The sequence below is a fragment of the Achromobacter sp. D7-1 genome (genome assembly GCF_059760445.1).
Genome location: NZ_JCBAMT010000011.1, coordinates 25,912 through 44,093 on the forward strand (window position 1 = coordinate 25,912; position 18,182 = coordinate 44,093).

General features: G+C 65.6%; 14 protein-coding genes. 8 read left to right on the forward strand and 6 right to left on the reverse strand.

Annotation, left to right across the window (positions count from 1 at the left end; all coding sequences use genetic code 11):
- The first annotated feature begins 8 nt into the window (after window positions 1-8).
- The 3 genes from nuoN (at window position 9) to AC6LKD_RS07125 (ending at window position 4,447) form a co-directional block, all read left to right on the forward strand.
- Complete coding sequence (gene nuoN, locus AC6LKD_RS07115) at window positions 9-1,493, forward strand: NADH-quinone oxidoreductase subunit NuoN (protein ID WP_498115653.1); 1,485 nt, start codon at window positions 9-11, stop codon at window positions 1,491-1,493.
- Between the two features lie 15 nt (window positions 1,494-1,508).
- Window positions 1,509-1,838 (forward strand): DUF2818 family protein, encoded by a 330-nt coding sequence (locus AC6LKD_RS07120; RefSeq protein ID WP_013392153.1) that lies wholly within the window; start codon window positions 1,509-1,511, stop codon window positions 1,836-1,838.
- A gap of 332 nt (window positions 1,839-2,170) precedes the next feature.
- Window positions 2,171-4,447 carry a TonB-dependent receptor gene (locus AC6LKD_RS07125; RefSeq protein WP_013392154.1) on the forward strand — a complete coding sequence of 759 codons (2,277 nt, stop codon included), beginning with the start codon at window positions 2,171-2,173 and terminating at the stop codon, window positions 4,445-4,447.
- Window positions 4,448-4,529: 82 nt separating this feature from the next.
- On the opposite strand, the gene serB is transcribed toward AC6LKD_RS07125, so the two are convergent.
- Together serB and mfd are read right to left on the reverse strand one after the other, a co-directional pair.
- Complete coding sequence (serB, locus tag AC6LKD_RS07130; protein WP_498115654.1) at window positions 4,530-5,387, reverse strand: phosphoserine phosphatase SerB; 858 nt, start codon at window positions 5,385-5,387, stop codon at window positions 4,530-4,532.
- 22 nt (window positions 5,388-5,409) lie between these two features.
- Window positions 5,410-8,892 carry a transcription-repair coupling factor gene (mfd, locus tag AC6LKD_RS07135; protein WP_498115655.1) on the reverse strand — a complete coding sequence of 1,161 codons (3,483 nt, stop codon included), beginning with the start codon at window positions 8,890-8,892 and terminating at the stop codon, window positions 5,410-5,412.
- 29 nt (window positions 8,893-8,921) lie between these two features.
- On the opposite strand from mfd, the gene ispD reads away from it, so the two are divergent.
- The 3 genes from ispD (at window position 8,922) to AC6LKD_RS07150 (ending at window position 12,328) form a co-directional block, all read left to right on the forward strand.
- On the forward strand, window positions 8,922-9,605 hold the full coding sequence (ispD, locus tag AC6LKD_RS07140; protein WP_013392157.1) for a 2-C-methyl-D-erythritol 4-phosphate cytidylyltransferase: 684 nt from the start codon (window positions 8,922-8,924) through the stop codon (window positions 9,603-9,605).
- Window positions 9,602-10,093, forward strand: coding sequence for a 2-C-methyl-D-erythritol 2,4-cyclodiphosphate synthase (gene ispF, locus AC6LKD_RS07145; RefSeq protein WP_013392158.1), 492 nt, complete (start codon window positions 9,602-9,604; stop codon window positions 10,091-10,093). The genes ispD and ispF overlap by 4 nt, the downstream gene beginning before the upstream one ends.
- Window positions 10,094-10,237: 144 nt before the next feature.
- Window positions 10,238-12,328: a DUF4344 domain-containing metallopeptidase gene (locus AC6LKD_RS07150; RefSeq protein ID WP_013392159.1), complete on the forward strand. Its 2,091-nt coding sequence runs from the start codon at window positions 10,238-10,240 to the stop codon at window positions 12,326-12,328.
- Window positions 12,329-12,403: 75 nt separating this feature from the next.
- Here the strand turns inward: AC6LKD_RS07150 and AC6LKD_RS07155 are convergent, their stop codons facing one another.
- The 4 genes from AC6LKD_RS07155 to risA form a co-directional block, all read right to left on the reverse strand.
- Complete coding sequence (locus AC6LKD_RS07155; RefSeq protein ID WP_013392160.1) at window positions 12,404-12,922, reverse strand: carboxymuconolactone decarboxylase family protein; 519 nt, start codon at window positions 12,920-12,922, stop codon at window positions 12,404-12,406.
- A gap of 74 nt (window positions 12,923-12,996) precedes the next feature.
- Window positions 12,997-13,545: a peroxiredoxin gene (locus AC6LKD_RS07160; protein WP_006389231.1), complete on the reverse strand. Its 549-nt coding sequence runs from the start codon at window positions 13,543-13,545 to the stop codon at window positions 12,997-12,999.
- A gap of 56 nt (window positions 13,546-13,601) precedes the next feature.
- Window positions 13,602-14,996: a sensor histidine kinase RisS gene (gene risS, locus AC6LKD_RS07165; RefSeq protein WP_013392161.1), complete on the reverse strand. Its 1,395-nt coding sequence runs from the start codon at window positions 14,994-14,996 to the stop codon at window positions 13,602-13,604.
- 34 nt (window positions 14,997-15,030) lie between these two features.
- Window positions 15,031-15,765, reverse strand: coding sequence for a response regulator transcription factor RisA (gene risA, locus AC6LKD_RS07170; protein ID WP_013392162.1), 735 nt, complete (start codon window positions 15,763-15,765; stop codon window positions 15,031-15,033).
- 142 nt (window positions 15,766-15,907) lie between these two features.
- On the opposite strand from risA, the gene tsaB reads away from it, so the two are divergent.
- Window positions 15,908-17,161, forward strand: coding sequence for a tRNA (adenosine(37)-N6)-threonylcarbamoyltransferase complex dimerization subunit type 1 TsaB (tsaB, locus tag AC6LKD_RS07175; protein WP_498115656.1), 1,254 nt, complete (start codon window positions 15,908-15,910; stop codon window positions 17,159-17,161).
- The gene (locus AC6LKD_RS07180; RefSeq protein ID WP_498115657.1) at window positions 17,158-18,159 is read left to right on the forward strand and encodes a uracil-DNA glycosylase; all 1,002 of its coding nucleotides are present in this window, start codon (window positions 17,158-17,160) and stop codon (window positions 18,157-18,159) included. The genes tsaB and AC6LKD_RS07180 overlap by 4 nt, the downstream gene beginning before the upstream one ends.
- The last annotated feature ends 23 nt before the right edge of the window (window positions 18,160-18,182 follow it).

Sequence of the window (18,182 nt, forward strand, 5' to 3'; positions counted from 1 at the left end):
ACAAGACAATGATGCAATCCCAAATCGATTTCGCCCTGGCGACACCGGAAATCCTCCTGCTGGTTTTCGGCCTGGCTATCCTGCTCGTCGACGCGGTCAGCAATCACCCCGAGCGCAAGCCGACGTTTCTGCTGACCATGCTTGCATTGGGCGTGCTGACCGTCGTGTCGGCCCTGCAATGGAAGAACGGCGTTGTTGGTTCGACCTTCAACGGCCTGTACGTCACCGACGAACTGTCGCATCTGCTCAAGATCGCGTCCTATATCGCTGTCGCCGCGACGCTTGTGTACGGCCGTGTCTACGCGCAAGTACGTGACATGATGCGGGGCGGCGAACTCTACGTCCTGACGCTGTTCGCGCTGCTGGGCCAGATGGCCATGATCTCCTCCGGGAACCTGATCTCCATCTACCTGGGTCTGGAACTGATGTCGCTGGCGCTCTACGCGCTGATCGCGTTGCGCCGCGACGATGTCGTCGCCACCGAAGCCGCCATGAAGTACTTCGTGCTGGGCGCGCTGGCTTCGGGCTTCCTGCTGTACGGCATGTCGATGATCTACGGCGCCACGGGCCACCTGGATCTGGCCGAAGTGTCCAAGGTCATCGCTGCGGGCAAGGCCGAGAAGCTGGCCCTGGTGTTCGGCATCGTGTTCCTGGTGTCGGGTCTGGCGTTCAAGCTCGGCGCCGTGCCGTTCCACATGTGGGTTCCCGACGTCTACCAGGGTTCGCCCACCGCCGTGACGCTGATCCTGGGCGGCGCGCCCAAGCTGGCCGCCTTCGCCATCACGCTGCGCCTGCTGGTCGACGGCCTGCACGGCTTGGCCGCCGACTGGCAGCCGATGCTGATGATCCTGGCGGTGCTGTCGCTGGCCATCGGTAACCTGACCGCCATCGCGCAGACCAACTTCAAGCGCATGCTGGCCTATTCGACCATCTCGCACATGGGCTTCGTGCTGCTGGGCCTGATGTCGGGTTCGGTCGCGGGCAAGCCGGAACTGTCGTCCGCCGCCTACGGCGCCTCGCTGTTCTACATGCTGACCTACGTGCTGACCACGCTGGCCAGCTTCGGCATCGTGCTGCTGCTGTCGCGCCAGGGCTTCGAGTGCGAGCACATCGACGACCTGAAGGGCCTGAACCGCCGCAGCCCGTGGCACGCCGCAATCGTCCTGCTGCTGATGTTCTCGCTGGCCGGCATTCCGCCGCTGGTGGGCTTCTACGCCAAGCTGGCCGTGTTGCAGGCGCTGATCAGCGCCGGCCACGTGACGCTGGCCGTGATCGCGGTGCTGTTCTCGCTGATCGGCGCGTTCTACTACCTGCGCGTGGTCAAGGTCGTGTACTTCGACGAGCCGGCCGCCGACGCCGCCCCGATGGTCGCCACCTGCGGCCAGCGCGGCGTGCTGTCGGTCAACGGCGCGCTGATCCTGATCCTGGGCATCCTGCCGGGCGGCCTGATGGCCCTGTGCGTGCAGGCCATCCGCAGCTCGCTCAGCCTGTAAACGGAAAACGGGGCCATGAACCAGACTCTGGCGGTATGGCTGTTGATCGCGCTGGCCCTGGTCAGCGCGAATCTCCCGTTCCTGACGGAGCGGGTCTTTGCCGTCATGCCCTGGAAGCAGGGCGGAGTGGCGGCGGTCAAGCCTTTCTGGATGCGCCTGATCGAAGTGCTGGTGTTCTACGCCATCGTCGGCGCCTTGGGTTTCGCGTTCGAATCGACCCTGGGCAACCGCTTTTCCCAGACTTGGGAGTTCTACGCGATCACCTTGAGCCTGTATCTGGTGCTGGCTTATCCGGGGTTCGTGTACCGTTATCTGTTCAAGCGGCATCCCCGGCTGCGCGCCTGAAGGCTGCCTGGCTCATTCCGAAAAACGCCCCATAGGGCGTTTTTTTTTTGCGATATAGGGGAATGTCCTAGCCCACACCGTCCAGCTCCTCTGACGGTCTCCCCGCCATCGCCAGTGGCATTCCCAGGCTTAGCGGTATCGCTCGTGGTAGGCGGGGCTGGAGTTCGTCGCGCTGTTGACGTGCTGGTCGAAACCTATCTGTATTTAGTGTTGTTTTTTTTCATTTCATGTGAGTGAGAAGTCATTTTTCAGGTTCCGTTCAGCGCCCGAGTTCACAATCGCAACCGGTAAAAAAACAAGAATCGTTGCTATTTACATTCGGAGAAGCTGGTTTGAAGCCCCAAGATACGTATTCGCTGAATACGCTCACGACCTCCCTGGCCGCCGCTATTGCGGTCCCCGCGCTGTTTATCAGCCCTTACGCCGCCGCCCAATCCGCGGATTCGGGCGTGACGCAACTTGCGCCCGTGCGGGTGGAGGGTGAGGGGTCGTCGTACCAGACCTCTACGGCACAGTCGCCCAAGTTCACGGCGCCTTTGTTGGACACCCCGCGCACCGTCCAGGTCGTGCCCAAGCAAGTGATCCAGGACCAGGCGGCTTCCACGCTGCAGGATGTCCTGCGCAACTCGCCGGGCATCACGTTCGGCGCGGGCGAAGGCGGCCGGCCGGGCGGCGACCTGCCCATCATCCGCGGCCAGAACTCCGCCGGCAGCATTTTCCTGGACGGCATCCGCGACTCCAGCACGCAGGTGCGCGATACCTTCAACCTGGAACAGGTCGAAGTCATCAAGGGGCCGGACTCGGTCTATTCCGGCCGCGGCGGCGCGGGCGGCAGCATCAACATGGTCAGCAAGACGCCCAAGGCCACCGACTTCACTGAAGCCACGGCGCAGATCGGCACGGACAACAACTACCGCGCGACGATCGACAGCAACTGGCGCCTGGCCGACAAGGCCGCTTTCCGCCTGAATGTCATGGGCAACAAGGGCGACGCGCCCGGCCGTGACGACGCGGTGGACTTCGAGCGTTGGGGCGTGGCGCCGTCGCTGACGCTGGGCGTGGGTACGCCGACCCGCATCACGCTGAGCTACTACCACTACCAAGACGACAGCATGCCGGATTACTCCATCCCGTATGACCCGAAGACGGGCCAGCCGGTGACGGAGACCATGGGTGTAAGCCGCAAGAGCTTCTACGGGCTGACCGGCCGCGACTTCATGAAGACGCGCGACGACGTGGCGACCGTGGATTTCCAGCACGACTTCTCGGACAAGCTGCAGCTGCGCAACGTCACCCGTTATGGCCGCGGCACGACCGACTTTGCCGCTACCAACCCTGACGACAGCAAGGGCAACATCCCGAACGGCTTGGTGTACCGGGCGCTCAAGTCGGGCTACTACGTCACCAAGAGCTTTGCCAACCAGACCAACCTGACCGGCGAATTCGATACCGGTAGCCTGAAGCACTCGTTCGACCTGGGCTTCGAGTACAGCAACATCAAGCAGGACAAGGACAGCTACACCGAGTCGGGCGTTCCTGCCGGAACCAGCGGTTGCGTGACCGGCACGGCGAACGGCAAGAATACCTACGCCAACCCGGCGCTCTGCGCCTCGTTGTGGGATCCGGATCCGGGTACCTACTACCCTGGCCATCTGCAACGCAACAACAATCCGGCTCGCTACAACACGGATACGGTCGCGCTCTACGGCTTCGACACGATCAAGTTCAACGAGCAATGGCAGGCCAGCCTGGGCCTGCGCTGGGACAACTACCGCACCAGCGGTAGCAACATCGCCAAGGGCCGCAACGACCCGGCCAGCACGCCGGCGTTCTACAGCACCAGCCGCGAGGACAATCTCTTCAACTACCAGGTCGGCCTGGCCTACAAGCCGGCGCCCAATGGCACGATCTACGCCACCTACGGCACCTCTTCCACGCCGTCGGCCATCGCCTCCAGCGCGATCAGCGACGCCGTGTCGGTCACGAGCCAGTCGCTCGAGCCGGAAAAGAGCCGCACGGTGGAACTGGGCACGAAGTGGCAGGTGTTCGATGACCGCCTGACGCTGTCGGCGGCGGCCTTCCAGGACATCCGCAAGAACACCAGCGTCGCCGTTTCGGCCACCGAGACCGCGCAGGTCGGCGAAGCCAAGGTGCGCGGCATCGAACTGGGCTTCTCGGGCAGCATCACACCCAAGTGGAACGTGTTCGGCGGCTACACCTTCATGAACAGCGAGATGACCAAGGGCGCCTACAACAGCGGCGCCGTGGGCCAGGACCTGCCGAACACCCCGCGCAATGCCTTCAGCCTGTGGACCACCTACAAGGTGCTGCCCAAGCTGACGGTCGGTGGCGGCGCGTACTACGTGGACAAGGTGTACGGCAACTCGGACGCGACCAAGAACGCGGACGGCACGCCCAAGGCGCGCTGGGTGCCTTCTTACTGGCGCTTCGACGCCATGGCGGCGTACGAATTCAACGACCACATGTCGGCGCAGTTGAACGTGCTGAACATTTTCGACGAAACGTACTACACCAAGGCCTATGCCGCGCACTACGCGGCGCTGGGCACGGGCCGGGCTGCGCTGCTCTCGCTGCGGGTGCGGTACTGATACCTTGCGGCAATGAAGAAAGCCACCGGGAGGTGGCTTTTTTCATGTCTGGGTCCGGGGGCTGGCGCCCGGTGTGGTTTGATCAGCTTTCGAACCAGTTCAGCACGCCATCCAGTCCCGACACATTGAGCGCGTAGCGCGTCTGCTGACGGACCAGCGGCTTGGCGTGGTAGGCGACCGGGAAGCCGGCGATGCCCAGCATCTTCAGGTCGTTGGCGCCGTCGCCCATGGCGATGATCTGTTCCTGGGAGGCGTCATGCTGGCGCGCGAACTCGCGCAGGTGGGCTTCCTTGGCGTCGGCATCCAGGATGTCCCCCAGGACCTTGCCGGTCAGCACGCCGTTGGCGATTTCCAGGGTGTTGGCGTGCGCGCTGTCCAGGTTCAGGCGTTGGCGCAGGCGTTCGGTGAAGAAGGTGAAGCCGCCGGAGACCAGCAGCACCTTGATGCCGGCGGCCTGGGCCGTGGTGATCAGGCGCTCGGCGCCGGGATTCAGGCGCAGCTTATCCGTGTAGACCTGTTCCAGGGCGTCGGCTGGCACGCCTTCGAGCAGGGCGACGCGGCGGCGCAGGCTTTCCGAGAAGTCCTTGATTTCGCCGCGCATGGCAGCCTCGGTGATTTCGGAGACCTTGTCCTTCAGGCCCGCTACGCCGGCGATCTCGTCGATGCATTCGATGTTGATCAGCGTGGAGTCCATGTCCATGGCCAGCACCTTGCATGCCGACAGCTTCAGGCCCGCGGGCAGGAAGGCGGAGTCGACGCCATGGCGCTCGGCCCAAGCGACGACTTCGGCGCGGGTGGTCTCGTCGTGCTGCACGTCGAGCAGGCGGGCGGCGGTGGCGCTGATGCGGGCCACGCCCTGCGCCTGGGCCAGGGCCGCCAGCTGTTCCGCGTGTTCCACGGTCAGGCCGGGGGATTGGACGACAAGGTGATGGGTAGTCATAAAAATCAGTATGGTTGGACGGTTACTTCAAGGCGCGCAGCACGGCGCGGACGGCGTCGGCGCGGGCCGGGATCTGCGCGGCCTTGATCTCAACCCGCAATTTATCCTGTCCCGCCAGTTTGATGTGGCGCTGGCGCTGCACCAATTCGATGATCTTGGCCGGATCGACCGAGGTCTTGGGGCCGAATTGCAGCAGCGCCTGGGTTTCGCTGGCGTCGATCTTGACGATGCCCAGGGGCTGGGCGGCCAGGCGCAGGCGGTGCGTGGCCAGCAGCGTCTGCGCGGCCTCGGGCAGCTTGCCGAAGCGGTCGATCAGTTCTTCCTGGATATGGATCAGGTCGTCTTCGTCCGCGGCGTGCGCCAGGCGCTTGTAGATGCCCAGGCGGGCATGGACATCGGCGCAATAGTCGGACGGCAGCAGCGCCGGGGCGTGCAGGTTGACTTCGCAGGCCAGGTTGAAGGGGGCGTCCAGGTCGGGTTCTTCGCCGGCGCGCAGTGCGCGGACCGCTTCGTTGAGCATCTCGTTGTACATCGAGAAGCCCACTTCCTGGATGTTCCCCGACTGCGAATCGCCCAGCACCTCGCCCGTGCCCCGGATCTCCAGGTCGTGCATGGCCAGATAGAAGCCTGAGCCCAGCTCTTCCATGGCCTGGATGGCTTCCAGGCGCTTCTTGGCGTTGTTGGTGATGGCGTCTTCGCCCGGCGTCAGCAAGTAGGCATAGGCCTGGTGATGGGAGCGCCCGACCCGGCCGCGCAACTGGTGCAGCTGGGCCAGCCCGAAGCGGTCCGCCCGGTGGATCACGATGGTGTTGGCGCTGGGCACGTCGATGCCGGTTTCGATGATGGTGGTGCACAACAGCACGTTGTAGCGCTGCTGATAGAAGCCCTTCATCACCTGTTCCAGCTCGCGCTCGGGCATCTGGCCGTGCGCCACCGCGATGCGGGCCTCGGGCACCAGTTCTTCCAGTCGGGCGCGGCGGTTGTGGATGGTCTCGACTTCGTTGTGCAGGAAGTAGCACTGGCCGCCGCGCTTGAGTTCGCGCAAGAGCGCTTCGCGCAGGGTGCTGCCGTCTTCGCGCCGCACGAAAGTCTTGATGGCCAGGCGCTTCTGCGGCGCGGTGGCGATGACGGAGAAGTCGCGTATGCCTTCCAGCGACATGCCCAGCGTGCGCGGGATGGGCGTGGCGGTCAGTGTCAGCACGTCGACCTCGGCCCGCAGCGCCTTCAGCGCTTCCTTCTGGCGCACGCCGAAGCGGTGTTCCTCGTCGATGATGACCAGGCCCAGGCGCTTGAACTTCACGTCCTTGGACAGGATCTTGTGGGTGCCGATGACGATGTCCACGCGGCCGTCGTTGATGCCTTCGACGGCGGCGGACACTTCCTTGGCCGAGCGGAAGCGCGACAGCTCCACCACCTTCACGGGCCAGTCGGCGAAGCGGTCGGAGAAGGTCTGGGCGTGCTGCTCGGCCAGCAGCGTGGTGGGGCAGAGCAGGGCGACCTGCTTGCCGTTGGCCACGGCCAGGAAGGCGGCGCGCAGGGCGACCTCGGTCTTGCCGAAGCCCACGTCGCCGCAGACCAGGCGGTCCATGGGGCGGCCGGAGGTCATGTCGGCGATGACAGCTTCGATGGCGGCGGCCTGGTCGACCGTTTCCTCGAAGCCGAAGCCTTCGGCGAAAGCCTGGTAGTCGTTGAGCGGCAGATTGAAGGCGTAGCCCTCGCGCGCGGCGCGCTGGGCATACAGGGCCAGCAGTTCGGCGGCAGTGTCGCGGACCTGGCGGGCGGCCTTGCGGCGCGCCTTGTCCCATTGGCCGGAGCCCAGCTGGTGCAGGGGCGCGGCCTCCGGATCGGCGCCGCTGTAGCGGGCGATCACGTGCAACTGCGACACCGGCACGTACAGGGTGCTGCCGTTGGCGTATTCGAGATGGAGGAATTCCATCCCGCCTTCGCCCATGTCCATGTTGACCAGGCCGTGGTAGCGGCCGATGCCGTGCTGCGCATGGACCACGGGGTCGCCCGCGCGCAGTTCGGACAGGTCGCGCACCATGGCTTCGACGTTGCTGGCGCGTTCCTGGTCGCGCTTGCCGCGGCGGCCGGTGGTGGCCAGGCCGGGGTACAGGTCGTTTTCGGTGAGGAAGGCCAGATTGGCCTGGGGCAGTCCGAAGCCGGTGGACAGCGGCGCGGCGACGATGCCGAAATGGGCGTCCGAGGCCAGGAAGGCTTCGATGGTGTCGGGCTGAGCGTCCGGGGTGACGCCGAACTCGTTCAGCATCTGCACCAGGGTCTCGCGCCGGCCGGCGGAGTCGGCGCACAGCAGCACGCGCGTCTGGCCGCCCTGCACCAGCGCGCGCAGTTTGGCGATGGGATCTTCGGAGCGGCGCGCCACGCTCACGTCGGGCGCCGCGCGGAAGTCGGGGTGCGGCTGACCGGCAGTGAGCGACAGCCGGCGGAAGTCCTTCAGCCGGGCGTAGAGCGTCTCGTTGTCCAGGAACAGCTCGGACGGCGGCAGCACCGGCCGTTCGCGGTCGCTTTTCAGGAAGCCGTAGCGGCTCGAAGTGTCCTGGTTGAAGCGCTGGATGGCGTCGTCGATGTCGCCCACGGTGACGGTGACCGTGCCTTGTGTCAGGTAGTCGAACAGGGTCGCCGTTTCTTCGAAGAAGAGCGGCAGGTAGTACTCGACGCCGGCGAACGGGATGCCGTTGCCGATGTCCTTGTAGGGCAGGGCGCGCGACGGATCGCCCTCGAAGACCTCGCGGAAGCGCGCCCGGAAACGGTTGCGCGCGTCCTCGTCCATGGGGAACTCGCGGCCGGGCAGGAGCTGCACTTCGCGCACCGGATACAGGCTGCGCTGCGTGTCCACATCGAAGCTGCGGATGGTCTCGATTTCGTCGTCGAACAGGTCCAGGCGGTAGGGCACTACCGAACCCATGGGGAACAGGTCGATCAGTCCGCCGCGCAGGCAGAACTCGCCCGGCGCGGTCACCTGAGTGACATGGTTGTAGTTGGCCAGCGTCAACTGGGCGCGCAGCGCGGCTTCGTTGAGCTTGTCCTTCTGCTTGAAGGAAAAGGTGTAGGCCGCCAGGAACGAGGGCGGCGCCAGCCGGTACAGCGCTGTGGTAACCGGCACCGTCAGCACGTCCACCGACTTCGTCATCAGTGAGTGCAGTGTGTGCAGGCGCTCCGAAATCAGGTCCTGGTGCGGCGAGAAAGCGTCGTAGGGCAGCGTTTCCCAGTCGGGCAACTGGCGCACCCGCAGGTCCGGGGCGAACAGCTGGATTTCCTCGGCCAGACGCTGGGCCTCGACGGGCTCGGCCGTCAGGATCACCAGCGGCGCCGACGCTTGCCGCGCCAGGTCCGCCAGCAGCCAAGCGTCGCCGGAGCCGGGCGGGCGCGGCTGGGCATAGCGCGCGCCGGCCTTCAGCGCGGACAGGGTAGGGGCCGTCGCGGGGACGGGAGGCGCGGCTGGGGCGGAGGTAGAGGGGGCGGGCATCAGGCTGGAAGCAGGCATCAAGCGGAAGATTATAAAATCACCGCACCATGTCTGCCTCTCTCATTGCAATCGTGCCCGCTGCGGGCGTAGGGGCCCGCGCCAGCCGGCCCGGGCATGAAACCGTGCCCAAGCAATACCGTCCGCTGGCCGGACAGCCCATGCTGCGCCACGCGGTATGTGCGCTGCTGGCCGACGAGCGCATCTCGCAGGTGCGCGTGGCCGTGACGCCCGGCGACGGCTGGGTGGATGCGGCCCTGGCCGGCCTGCCGCGCACCGTGTGGCGAGCCTGCGGTGGGGCGACCCGCGCGGATACCGTGGCCGGCGCGCTGGCCGACAGCGGCGTGGCCGACGACGCCTGGGTGCTGGTGCACGACGCCGCGCGCCCCGGCTTGCCGATGGCTGCCCTGGGCCGGCTGATCGACGCCTGCCTGGCTGATCCCGTGGGCGGCCTGTTGGCGCTGCCCGTGGCGGACACCGTCAAGGGCGGCCATGAGCGCGTAGAGCGCACGTTGGACCGCAATGGCCTGTGGCTGGCGCAGACCCCGCAGATGTTCCGAGCCGGCGTGCTGCGCGATGCGCTGACGGCAGCTTCCGTGAGCGGCGCGGCGGTCACCGACGAGGCCTCGGCCATCGAGGCCGCCGGCTACGCACCACTGCTGGTGCCCGGCGCCATGCGCAATTTCAAGGTGACATGGCCGGACGATTTCGAACTGATGGAAAAATGGCTATGAGTATTCCTTTCCGCGTCGGCCAGGGTTTCGACGTGCATGCGCTGGTCGAGGGCCGTCCGCTGATCATCGGCGGCGTCACGATTCCCCACTCGCATGGCCTGCTTGGGCATTCGGATGCGGACGTGCTGCTGCACGCCATTACCGATGCGTTGCTGGGCGCCGCCGGCCTGGGCGACATCGGCCGCCACTTTCCGGATACCGATCCGGCCTTCAAGGGCGCAGACAGCCGCGTGCTGCTGCGCGAGGCCATGGCGCGCGTGCGCGCCGCGGGCTGGGAACCGGTGAACATCGACGCCACGCTGCACGCGCAGGCGCCCAAGATCGGTCCGCACGCGCCGGCCATGGTGAAGAACATCGCCGCCGACACCGGCCTGGCCGAAACCGAGGTCAACATCAAGGCCAAGACCAATGAGGGCCTGGGCTACCTGGGCCGCAAGGAAGGCATTGCGGCGACGGTAGTGGCCTTGCTGGCGCGCGCGGCTTCCTAGTTTGCGCGAGGGCTCCGCGCAACACGACCGAAGGCGCTTTTCCGCTGCTCATTTAGTTTGGATACATCTTTAACAAATGAATAAGCGGGTCGAATTGATCTGGCATATTCTGCGCTACTTCAATTCGACTACTGAGACATTCGGATGCATTTACGTGGCATCGCCCTGGCTTCCATCTTCAGCGCGGTAAGCCTGCCCGCGCATGCGCAGTACGAGCAGCAGCTGGGCCCGCTGGCCGGCGCGGTCAAGCAGCAGATGCTGGAGGGCTGGACCGCTGGCGTGCAGGATGGCTGGTTCACCCTGCACAATGCGAACAAGGCCGACAGCGAACAGACCCTGTACATGAATGTCGGGCCGGCGCCGGAATCGGGCCGGGTGACCGACGTCAATGTGGTCGTCAAGTCTCCGAATCCGAAAGCGTCCATCGGTGTGGCGCTGAGCAACCGCGCCAACAAGAGCCTGTGCCTGCTCGAACTCACGGCCGACAAGAACACGCTGCTGTTCTGTCTGCAGGGCCAGAATCGCCGCGACATCGCGTCGCTGCCCAACATAGCGAAGCTGGACGGTACCGACCGCATCAGAGTGGTCGAACTGCCCGGCGCGGCCCGTTTCATCGTGAACGGCCAGCAGATCGGCGATGTCAGCAATGAGCCCGCCACGGGCGCCGAGTTGGGCATCATGGCCTACGACGTAGGCACCTTCGGCGTTGCCGACTTCAAGGTCACGATGACCGGCGGCCAATCCGGCGCGGCGCCGGCGGCCGGCACCTTGCCCGCGCGCGGCGGCAACGCAGGCGGGGGCACGGCGCAAAAACCCCAGGCGCCGGCTCCGGCCGCTGGACAGGGCGGCGGCGACTACAACCCGGCCTTGCCGGGGGAAGGCCCCTATCCGCGTTTTGGCGGCGACACCATGCGCATCGTGTCGGTGTACATCGGCATCATGCGCAGCATCTTCATGCACGAGTTCGGGCACGCGCTGATCGGCGAGCTGGAGCTGCCCTCGACGGGGGCGGAAGAGGACGCGGTCGACATCTACTCGGCGCTGCAGATCGTCGAGCCGACCATGTATCCGTCGGACAACAAGGAAGTGAACACGATGGCGCAGGACGCGGCGAAGTACGCGGCCTTGCAGTGGTACTACAGCGGCAAAGTGGCCGAACGCAGGGGGGCCGACGCCTCCTCGGCCTGGCAAGACGAGCACACTGGCGACCTGAAGCGCTTTCGCAACATGCTCTGCATCATGTACGGCGGCAACCCTGCCGTGTTCGAGTCCATTGCCAAACACGTCGGGCTGGAGGACCGGACCCGGGCGCGTTGCGCGGATGAATTCAACAAGCAGAATCGCGCCTGGAACAAGATCCTGGCGCCTCACACACGCGTGGGCACCTGGACGCCCGAAGGCCAGCAGCCGGCGAATGCGCCCGGTGCGCCGGTGAAGGTGGTGTTCCAGCCGTCCAAGCGCAAGATCGGCAACTTGTTTGCGAATAATCTGTCCGAAGCGATCTCGAACAACATCAAGCTGCTGGGCGAACGCTACGTGCTGCCGCGCCCGATCAACGTGGTGTTCAAGGACTGTGGCCAGCTCAATGCCTGGTACAGCCCGCGCGAAGGCTCGATCACCATGTGCTATGAGCTGATCGAAAACATCGCGGTGATGATTTCCGACATCGAGATGGGCACCGTGGGCGGCGAGGTCGCGGCCCAGGGCGGCGGCGCCCCAGGCTCGGCCGCGCCGCGTCAGCAGCCAGCGGCGGCGCCGGGGCAGGGCCTGCCTGCCAGCGCCATCGACGAACTGAAAGACTTTGGCGTGCCTGCCACGACCATGCTGTTCACCGCGCCGTACAAGGGTCCGACGCCTAACAAGATCTACCGCGCCCAGGTGATCACGACCGCCGATCTGGTCGGGATGATCAAGAAGGACAAGAACCTCCTGATCGTCGACACCAGCGGGCTGCGCGACACGGTGCCCATCGGCTATCCGCTGGCGGATGCGGGTTCGGATGGCAGCGTCACGGATCACCTGCAACAAGGCTTCGACGCTTGGCTGTTGAAGAACAACGGCGGCGATCGCAAGGCGCCCGTCGTGATCCTGGGCGCGGGCATGAACGATCGTTCCGCCTACAACGCGGCGCTGCGCGCCGGCACGCTGGGCTGGACCGTGTACTGGTACCGCGGCGGCGTCGAGGCCTGGGCCGCGAACGGCCTGCCCACCACGTCGAGCATGCCGAAGAAATAAGCGATCGACGGTCCTGCATAACAAAAACCCGCCTGCGCATGTATCGCAGGCGGGTTTTTTATTGCGCGAGGCTGTTTACTTGCCTTGGGCCGCCAGCGCCAGGGCGGCGGCGTTGACCACGGCGGCGATGCGGCCGGCGTCACGCAGCTGTTCGGTCGACAGGCCGTCGTTCTTCAGGTTCTCGTAGTGCGAAGCCACGCAGAAATGGCACTTGCCGATGATGGAGGCCACCAGCGCGAACAGCTCAAAGCGCTTCTTGTCCACGCCGCCGTGGGTGGCGTAGGCGTTCATGCGCAGCTGGGCCGGCAGGCTCTTCAATTGGGCGTCGCCGGTCATTTCGACGTAGGGATACCAGGTGTTGTTCATGCCCATGAGGGCCGAGGCCGTCAGCGCGGCGTTGGCGTCGCCTTCCGACAGGCCGCTCTTGAAGGCTTCGACCAGCACCGGGCTGCGCGCGGCGTAGGCGGCGGACAGGGCGGCGCCGACGGCATCTTCGGGAGCCAGGGTCGAACGGGCGATCACGGCGTCCAGATTCAGGCGGATATCCTTGGCCCAATCCGGCAGTTGTTCCTTAATGGTCGTAAGAAATTCCATAGCTTTTACCTATAATCTAGAGCAGTTAAAGCCCAGCGCAGGACCCGCTAGCGGGTCCCGGGCCGGGCTGGAAATTACAGCGTAGCGCCGCCAACCGTACGGTTGCACGGGCACAGCTCGTCGGTTTGCAGACCGTCGAGCAGACGCAGAACTTCTTCCGGGTTACGGCCGACGTTCAGGTTGTTCACCGAAACGTGCTGGATCGTGTTGTCCGGATCAACGATGAAGGTGGCGCGCAGGGCAACGCCAGCACCCTTTTCACGCACGCCCAGCTGGTCGATCAGGGCGCCGGTGGTGTCGCCGAATTGGTAGTGACCCAGCTTGTTCAGGTCCGGGTGCTCACGGCGCCAAGCCAGCTTGACGAATTCGTTGTCGCTCGAACCGCCCAGCAGGACGGCGTCGCGGTCTTCGAAATCCTTGGCCAGCTTGTTGAAGCCGACGATTTCGGTCGGGCAAACAAACGTGAAGTCTTTCGGGTAGAAGTAGATGACCTTCCACTTGCCGGGGAACGAGCTTTCGGTGATGTCTTCAAACGCCGACACGCCGTTTTCTTCGTGCTGGTTGAAGCCGGGCTTGACGCCGGTGACCTTGAAGGGCTCGAGTTTGTCGCCAACAGTTTTCATGTTTACTCCCAGTTGTTGGTGGAATTAAGGCTGTGCCTCAAACCATAAATTCTACGCTATGGATTATCGTTGTCTAATTGATAATTCCTAAACTTCGCTTTGGGCAACTCTATCCTTGCGGTCAGGCCGCCGCCTTCGCGGGGCAGCATCCGCAGTGAGCCGCCCACGTGCTTGAGCAGGCGTTCGACGATGGCCAGGCCCAGTCCCGCGCCGCTGACGCCGGTGCGTGCCGCCTCGCCGCGCGAGAACGGCCGCAGCAGGCGATCGACGTCCTCGGGGGCGATGCCGGGACCGCGGTCGGATACCTCGATCGCGATCATGGAGCCTTCAGCTTGCAGTGTCATGACGAGATGCGCCATGCCGTCGCTGGAACGGCCGTAGCGGCGGGCGTTCTCGATCAGATTGCTGACCACGCGCTTGAGGTCCAGCGCCGTGATGCGGGCGCGCAGGCCAGGTTCAAGCGTGGCGTCCAGCTCTCCGCCCAGCGATGCGGTATGGCTGCGTTCACGTTCGTAGAGTTCCGCCAGCACCGCGGAGATGTCCGTGGCCAGTTGCGGCAGCGTGCCGGCGGGGCGCGCGTACTCCATCAATTGGCCGATGCTGTGGTCGATCTGGCCCAGATCTTCGTCGATGGCCTGGCGGGCGTCCTCGGACACCCCGCTCAGCTCGATTTCCAGCCGCATGCGCGCCAGCGGCGTGCGCAGATCGTGCGAGATCCCCGCCAGCATCAGTTCGCGGTCGGCCTCGGCCTGCCTCAGGTCCTTGGCCATGCGGTTGAACGAGGCGTTCAGGTCGCGGATCTCCAGCGGCCCCTGTTCCGGCAGGGGCGCGGGGTTTTCGCCCCGCGACAGCACCTGGGCGGCCCGGGCCAGCCGCGACAGCGGCCGGTTGACGAAGCCCACGCTGACCGCGGCTCCCACCAGGGACAGCAGCAGCGCCGTGGCGCCCCAGCCCAGCCATTCGATCCCGCCCGTCAGGCCGATCTGCTCGCGCTCGAACACCAGCCAGTAGAGGTCTTTTTCTATCTGGAAACTGACCCAGAAGCCGGGCACCTGGTTGACGCCCCAGGCGATCTGCGTTTCCGGGCCGAAGCGCGTGCGGATGTGCTGGGCAACGCGTTGCCAGTAATCGTCGTCGGGGAGGGCTTCGGCGAAGTCGGTGACCTCGCGCGGATAGACCTGGATGCCTTCGTTGGTGGCCAGGTCCAGCAGGAGCTTGCTGCGTTCGTCGTTATGCGAATAGATCAGCGCGGTGCGCGTGATATTGACGGCCGTGATCACCCGCTGCGCCATTTGATTGGCGCGCGGTCCCAGCTCCATGCTGAAAAATACTTGTAGCCACGCGCCCAGGGAGACGAGCATCAGCGCGGCGAGCAACAGGAACGTGCGGCCGAACAAGCCGAGCCGCAAACGTGATGTCAGGTTCCTGAAGGTTCTGCGCAAGCGGGGCACGAGGCTGCGCTCCTGCCCGGGGCGGGCGAGTCGGTCAGCTACCACCGTCCGGCACAAACACGTATCCGAGACCCCAGACGGTCTGGATGAATACGGGCTTGGACGGGTTCGGCTCGATCAGCTTGCGCAGGCGCGAGATTTGCACGTCCAGGCTGCGATCGAAGGCTTCGTATTCGCGGCCGCGCGCCAGTTCCATGAGCTTGTCGCGCGACAGCGGGATCTTGGGATGGCGGGCGAACACCTTCAGCACCGAGAATTCGCCGGTGGTGATCGGCACCTGTTCGCCGTTGCGCGTGAGCGTGCGGGTGGACAGGTTCAGCGTGTAGGGGCCGAAGGCGATGGATTCGTTTTCCTGGCTGGGGGCGCCGGGATGTTCCTCGGTGCCGCGGCGGCGCAGGATCGCGTTGATCCGCGCCAGCAGTTCCCGGGGATTGAACGGCTTGGACAGGTAATCGTCCGCGCCCATTTCCAGGCCGACGATGCGGTCGATTTCTTCCGCCTTGGCCGTCAGCATGATGATGGGGGTATTGTCGTGACCACCGCGCAGCCGGCGACAGATGGACAGGCCATCTTCCCCGGGCAGCATCAGATCCAGCACGAGCAGGTCGAAATGCTCGCGTTGCCAGAGTTTGCCCATCTCTTTGGCGTCTTCGGCAACGAAAACGTTGAATCCCTGCTCGGATAAATACCGACGCAGCAAATCGCGCAAGCGCGGATCATCGTCGACGACGAGGATTTTTCGGGTGGGAGTGGTGTTTTGCGTATTCATGGCCGGAAATGTAACAGTGGCGAGAACCAGCGGCTAGTGGGCGTTCACAAGATATTACACATTGCGAACCATGGTTGAAATCCCCCCGGCATCAGCCTGATAACCGGGGGCGGACTCACGGTATTTCGTACAATCTGCATCTATGGAACTAAACCTGCTGGCTTTGGAAACCTCTTCGTCCCGTTGCGGCGTGGCCCTGTTGCGGGCGGTCGATGGCCGCCTGGAGGTCAGCGTCAGGGAGCATGAAGGTTCCCAGGAGCACGCGGAACGGCTCTTGCCCATGGCCAACGAGCTGCTGGCGGAGTCCGGACTGGCGCCTGCCGCCTTGCATGCGGTGGCTTTTGGCCAGGGTCCGGGCGGATTCACCGGCCTGCGGGTGGCCTGCGGAGTGGCTCAAGGCATGGGCCTGGGCCTGGGCATCCCGGTACTTCCCATTGTCTCTCATCAGGCGGTCGCCGCACAGGTGGAGGCGACGCCGGCGGATGCGATCGTGGTGGCGCTGGATGCCCGCATGAACGAAGTCTATCTGGCCGTCTACCGCCAGGCGGGCGTTGCGGACGGTGAAATCTCGTGGGAAGTCCTGCAGGCGCCCCTGCTTATCGCCGCGGCCGAAGTCGTGCCCTGGACTGCCCATCATCTGCCGGCCTGGTCGGCCGCTGCGGGCCAGCCGCTGGAACTGCTGCTGGCTGGCGACGCATGGGATGCCTACGCGTCCGACATGGAGCATCCCGCTCCGTGGCGCCGCGCGGACGGCGCGCGGCGGCCGGAAGCGGCCAGCGTCGCCCGTCTGGCGCGGCAGGGCTGGATGCGGGGCGAGGCCGTGGCGCCCGAGCTGGCCGCGCCGCTCTATGTGCGCGACAAGGTGGCGTTCACCACCGCCGAGCGCATGCGCGGGGAGGGCGGCAATCCCAAGGCCCAGCCGTCGTTGGCGCCCTGGGTGCCCCAGCCGATGACTGATGCCGATCTGGACGAGGTCGTGGCGCTGGAGGCGCACGTGCAGGCCTTTCCCTGGACCCGCGGCAATTTCGCTGATGCCCTGGCGGCCGGCTATGGCGCCTGGGTGCTGCGGCGCGAAGGCAAGCTGGCGGGGTTCTGCGTCCTCATGTTCGCGCCCGACGTGGCGCACCTGCTGGTGATCGCCGTGGCCAAGCCGCTGCACCGCCAGGGCCTGGGCGGCGTGCTGCTTGGCTGGTGCGAGCAGCAGGCGCGTGAACGCGGCATGGAGGGCGTACTGTTGGAAGTGCGCCCGTCCAACGAGTCGGCCATCAATTTCTACAAGCGGCACGGGTATTTGCAGATCGGCGTGCGGCGGGGCTATTACCCGGCCGAAAAAGGCGGCAGGGAAGACGCCCTGGTCATGCAGAAGCGTTTCGCGACGGACGGAGCGGCGGCATGAGCCAGCCCACAGCAGCGTCGCCATCGGCCGCGCCTCGCGTCAACCCGCTGCAGCGCATCTGGCTGCGCGAGATCGGCATGGAGCGGCTGTGGCTGCGCCCGGCGCCCGCGCCTAGTCGGCCCGCAGTTGAACCGCAAGTCCCTGTTTCCAAGGAAGTTTTGACGGAAGGTGCGCAGGCGCCCGCGGTCGGGTCGCCGCCGTTTGCGCCGCCATCCGCCGAGGCGCCAATGCCGGCAGCAGCTGCACCGGCCGCCGCGGCGCCAGTTTCTGAAGCGCCGGCTCCCGCAGCATCGGCTCCCGCCGCGCCTGCTTCCGGCCGTCCCGGCATACCGGCTTCGATCCTGAACCGCAGCGGCCCGCCGCCGCGTCCTGTGCCCAAGGCGGCGGAGGAGGCTGCGCCGCCGCCACCGGTACCCGTGGCCGAAGCGATCCGCGATGCCACGCTGGAAGAAATGCACGACCAGGTCGTCGCCTGCGCTGCCTGTGGCCTGTGCAAGGGCCGCCGCAACGCGGTCTTCGGCCATGGCGGCCAGCCCACGCGCTGGCTGGTGGTGGGCGAGGCGCCGGGCGAGCAAGAGGACCGGCAAGGGCAGCCCTTCGTGGGCCGCTCGGGCCAGTTGCTGGACGCCATGCTGTCGTCGGTGTCCATGAGCCGCGAGCGCGACGTGTTCATTACCAACGTCATCAAGTGCCGCCCGCCCGGCAACCGCAATCCCAAGCCGGAGGAAATCGCGGCTTGCAGCCCCTACCTGATGCGCCAGATCGCGCTGCTCAAGCCTGAGCGGATCCTGGTGCTGGGCCGTTTCGCTGCCCAGACGCTGCTGGGCACGGACGCCACGATAGGCAGCCTGCGCGGCCGCATCCATCAGTTGAAGACGGACGAGGGGGTGGAAATTCCGGTGGTCGTCAGCTACCACCCGGCCTACCTGCTGCGCAGTCCCAGCGAGAAGGCGCGCGCCTGGCAGGACCTGCGTCTGGCGGTGGCGCGGCTGGGCTGAGCCCGGCGCACTGAAAGGCGGAC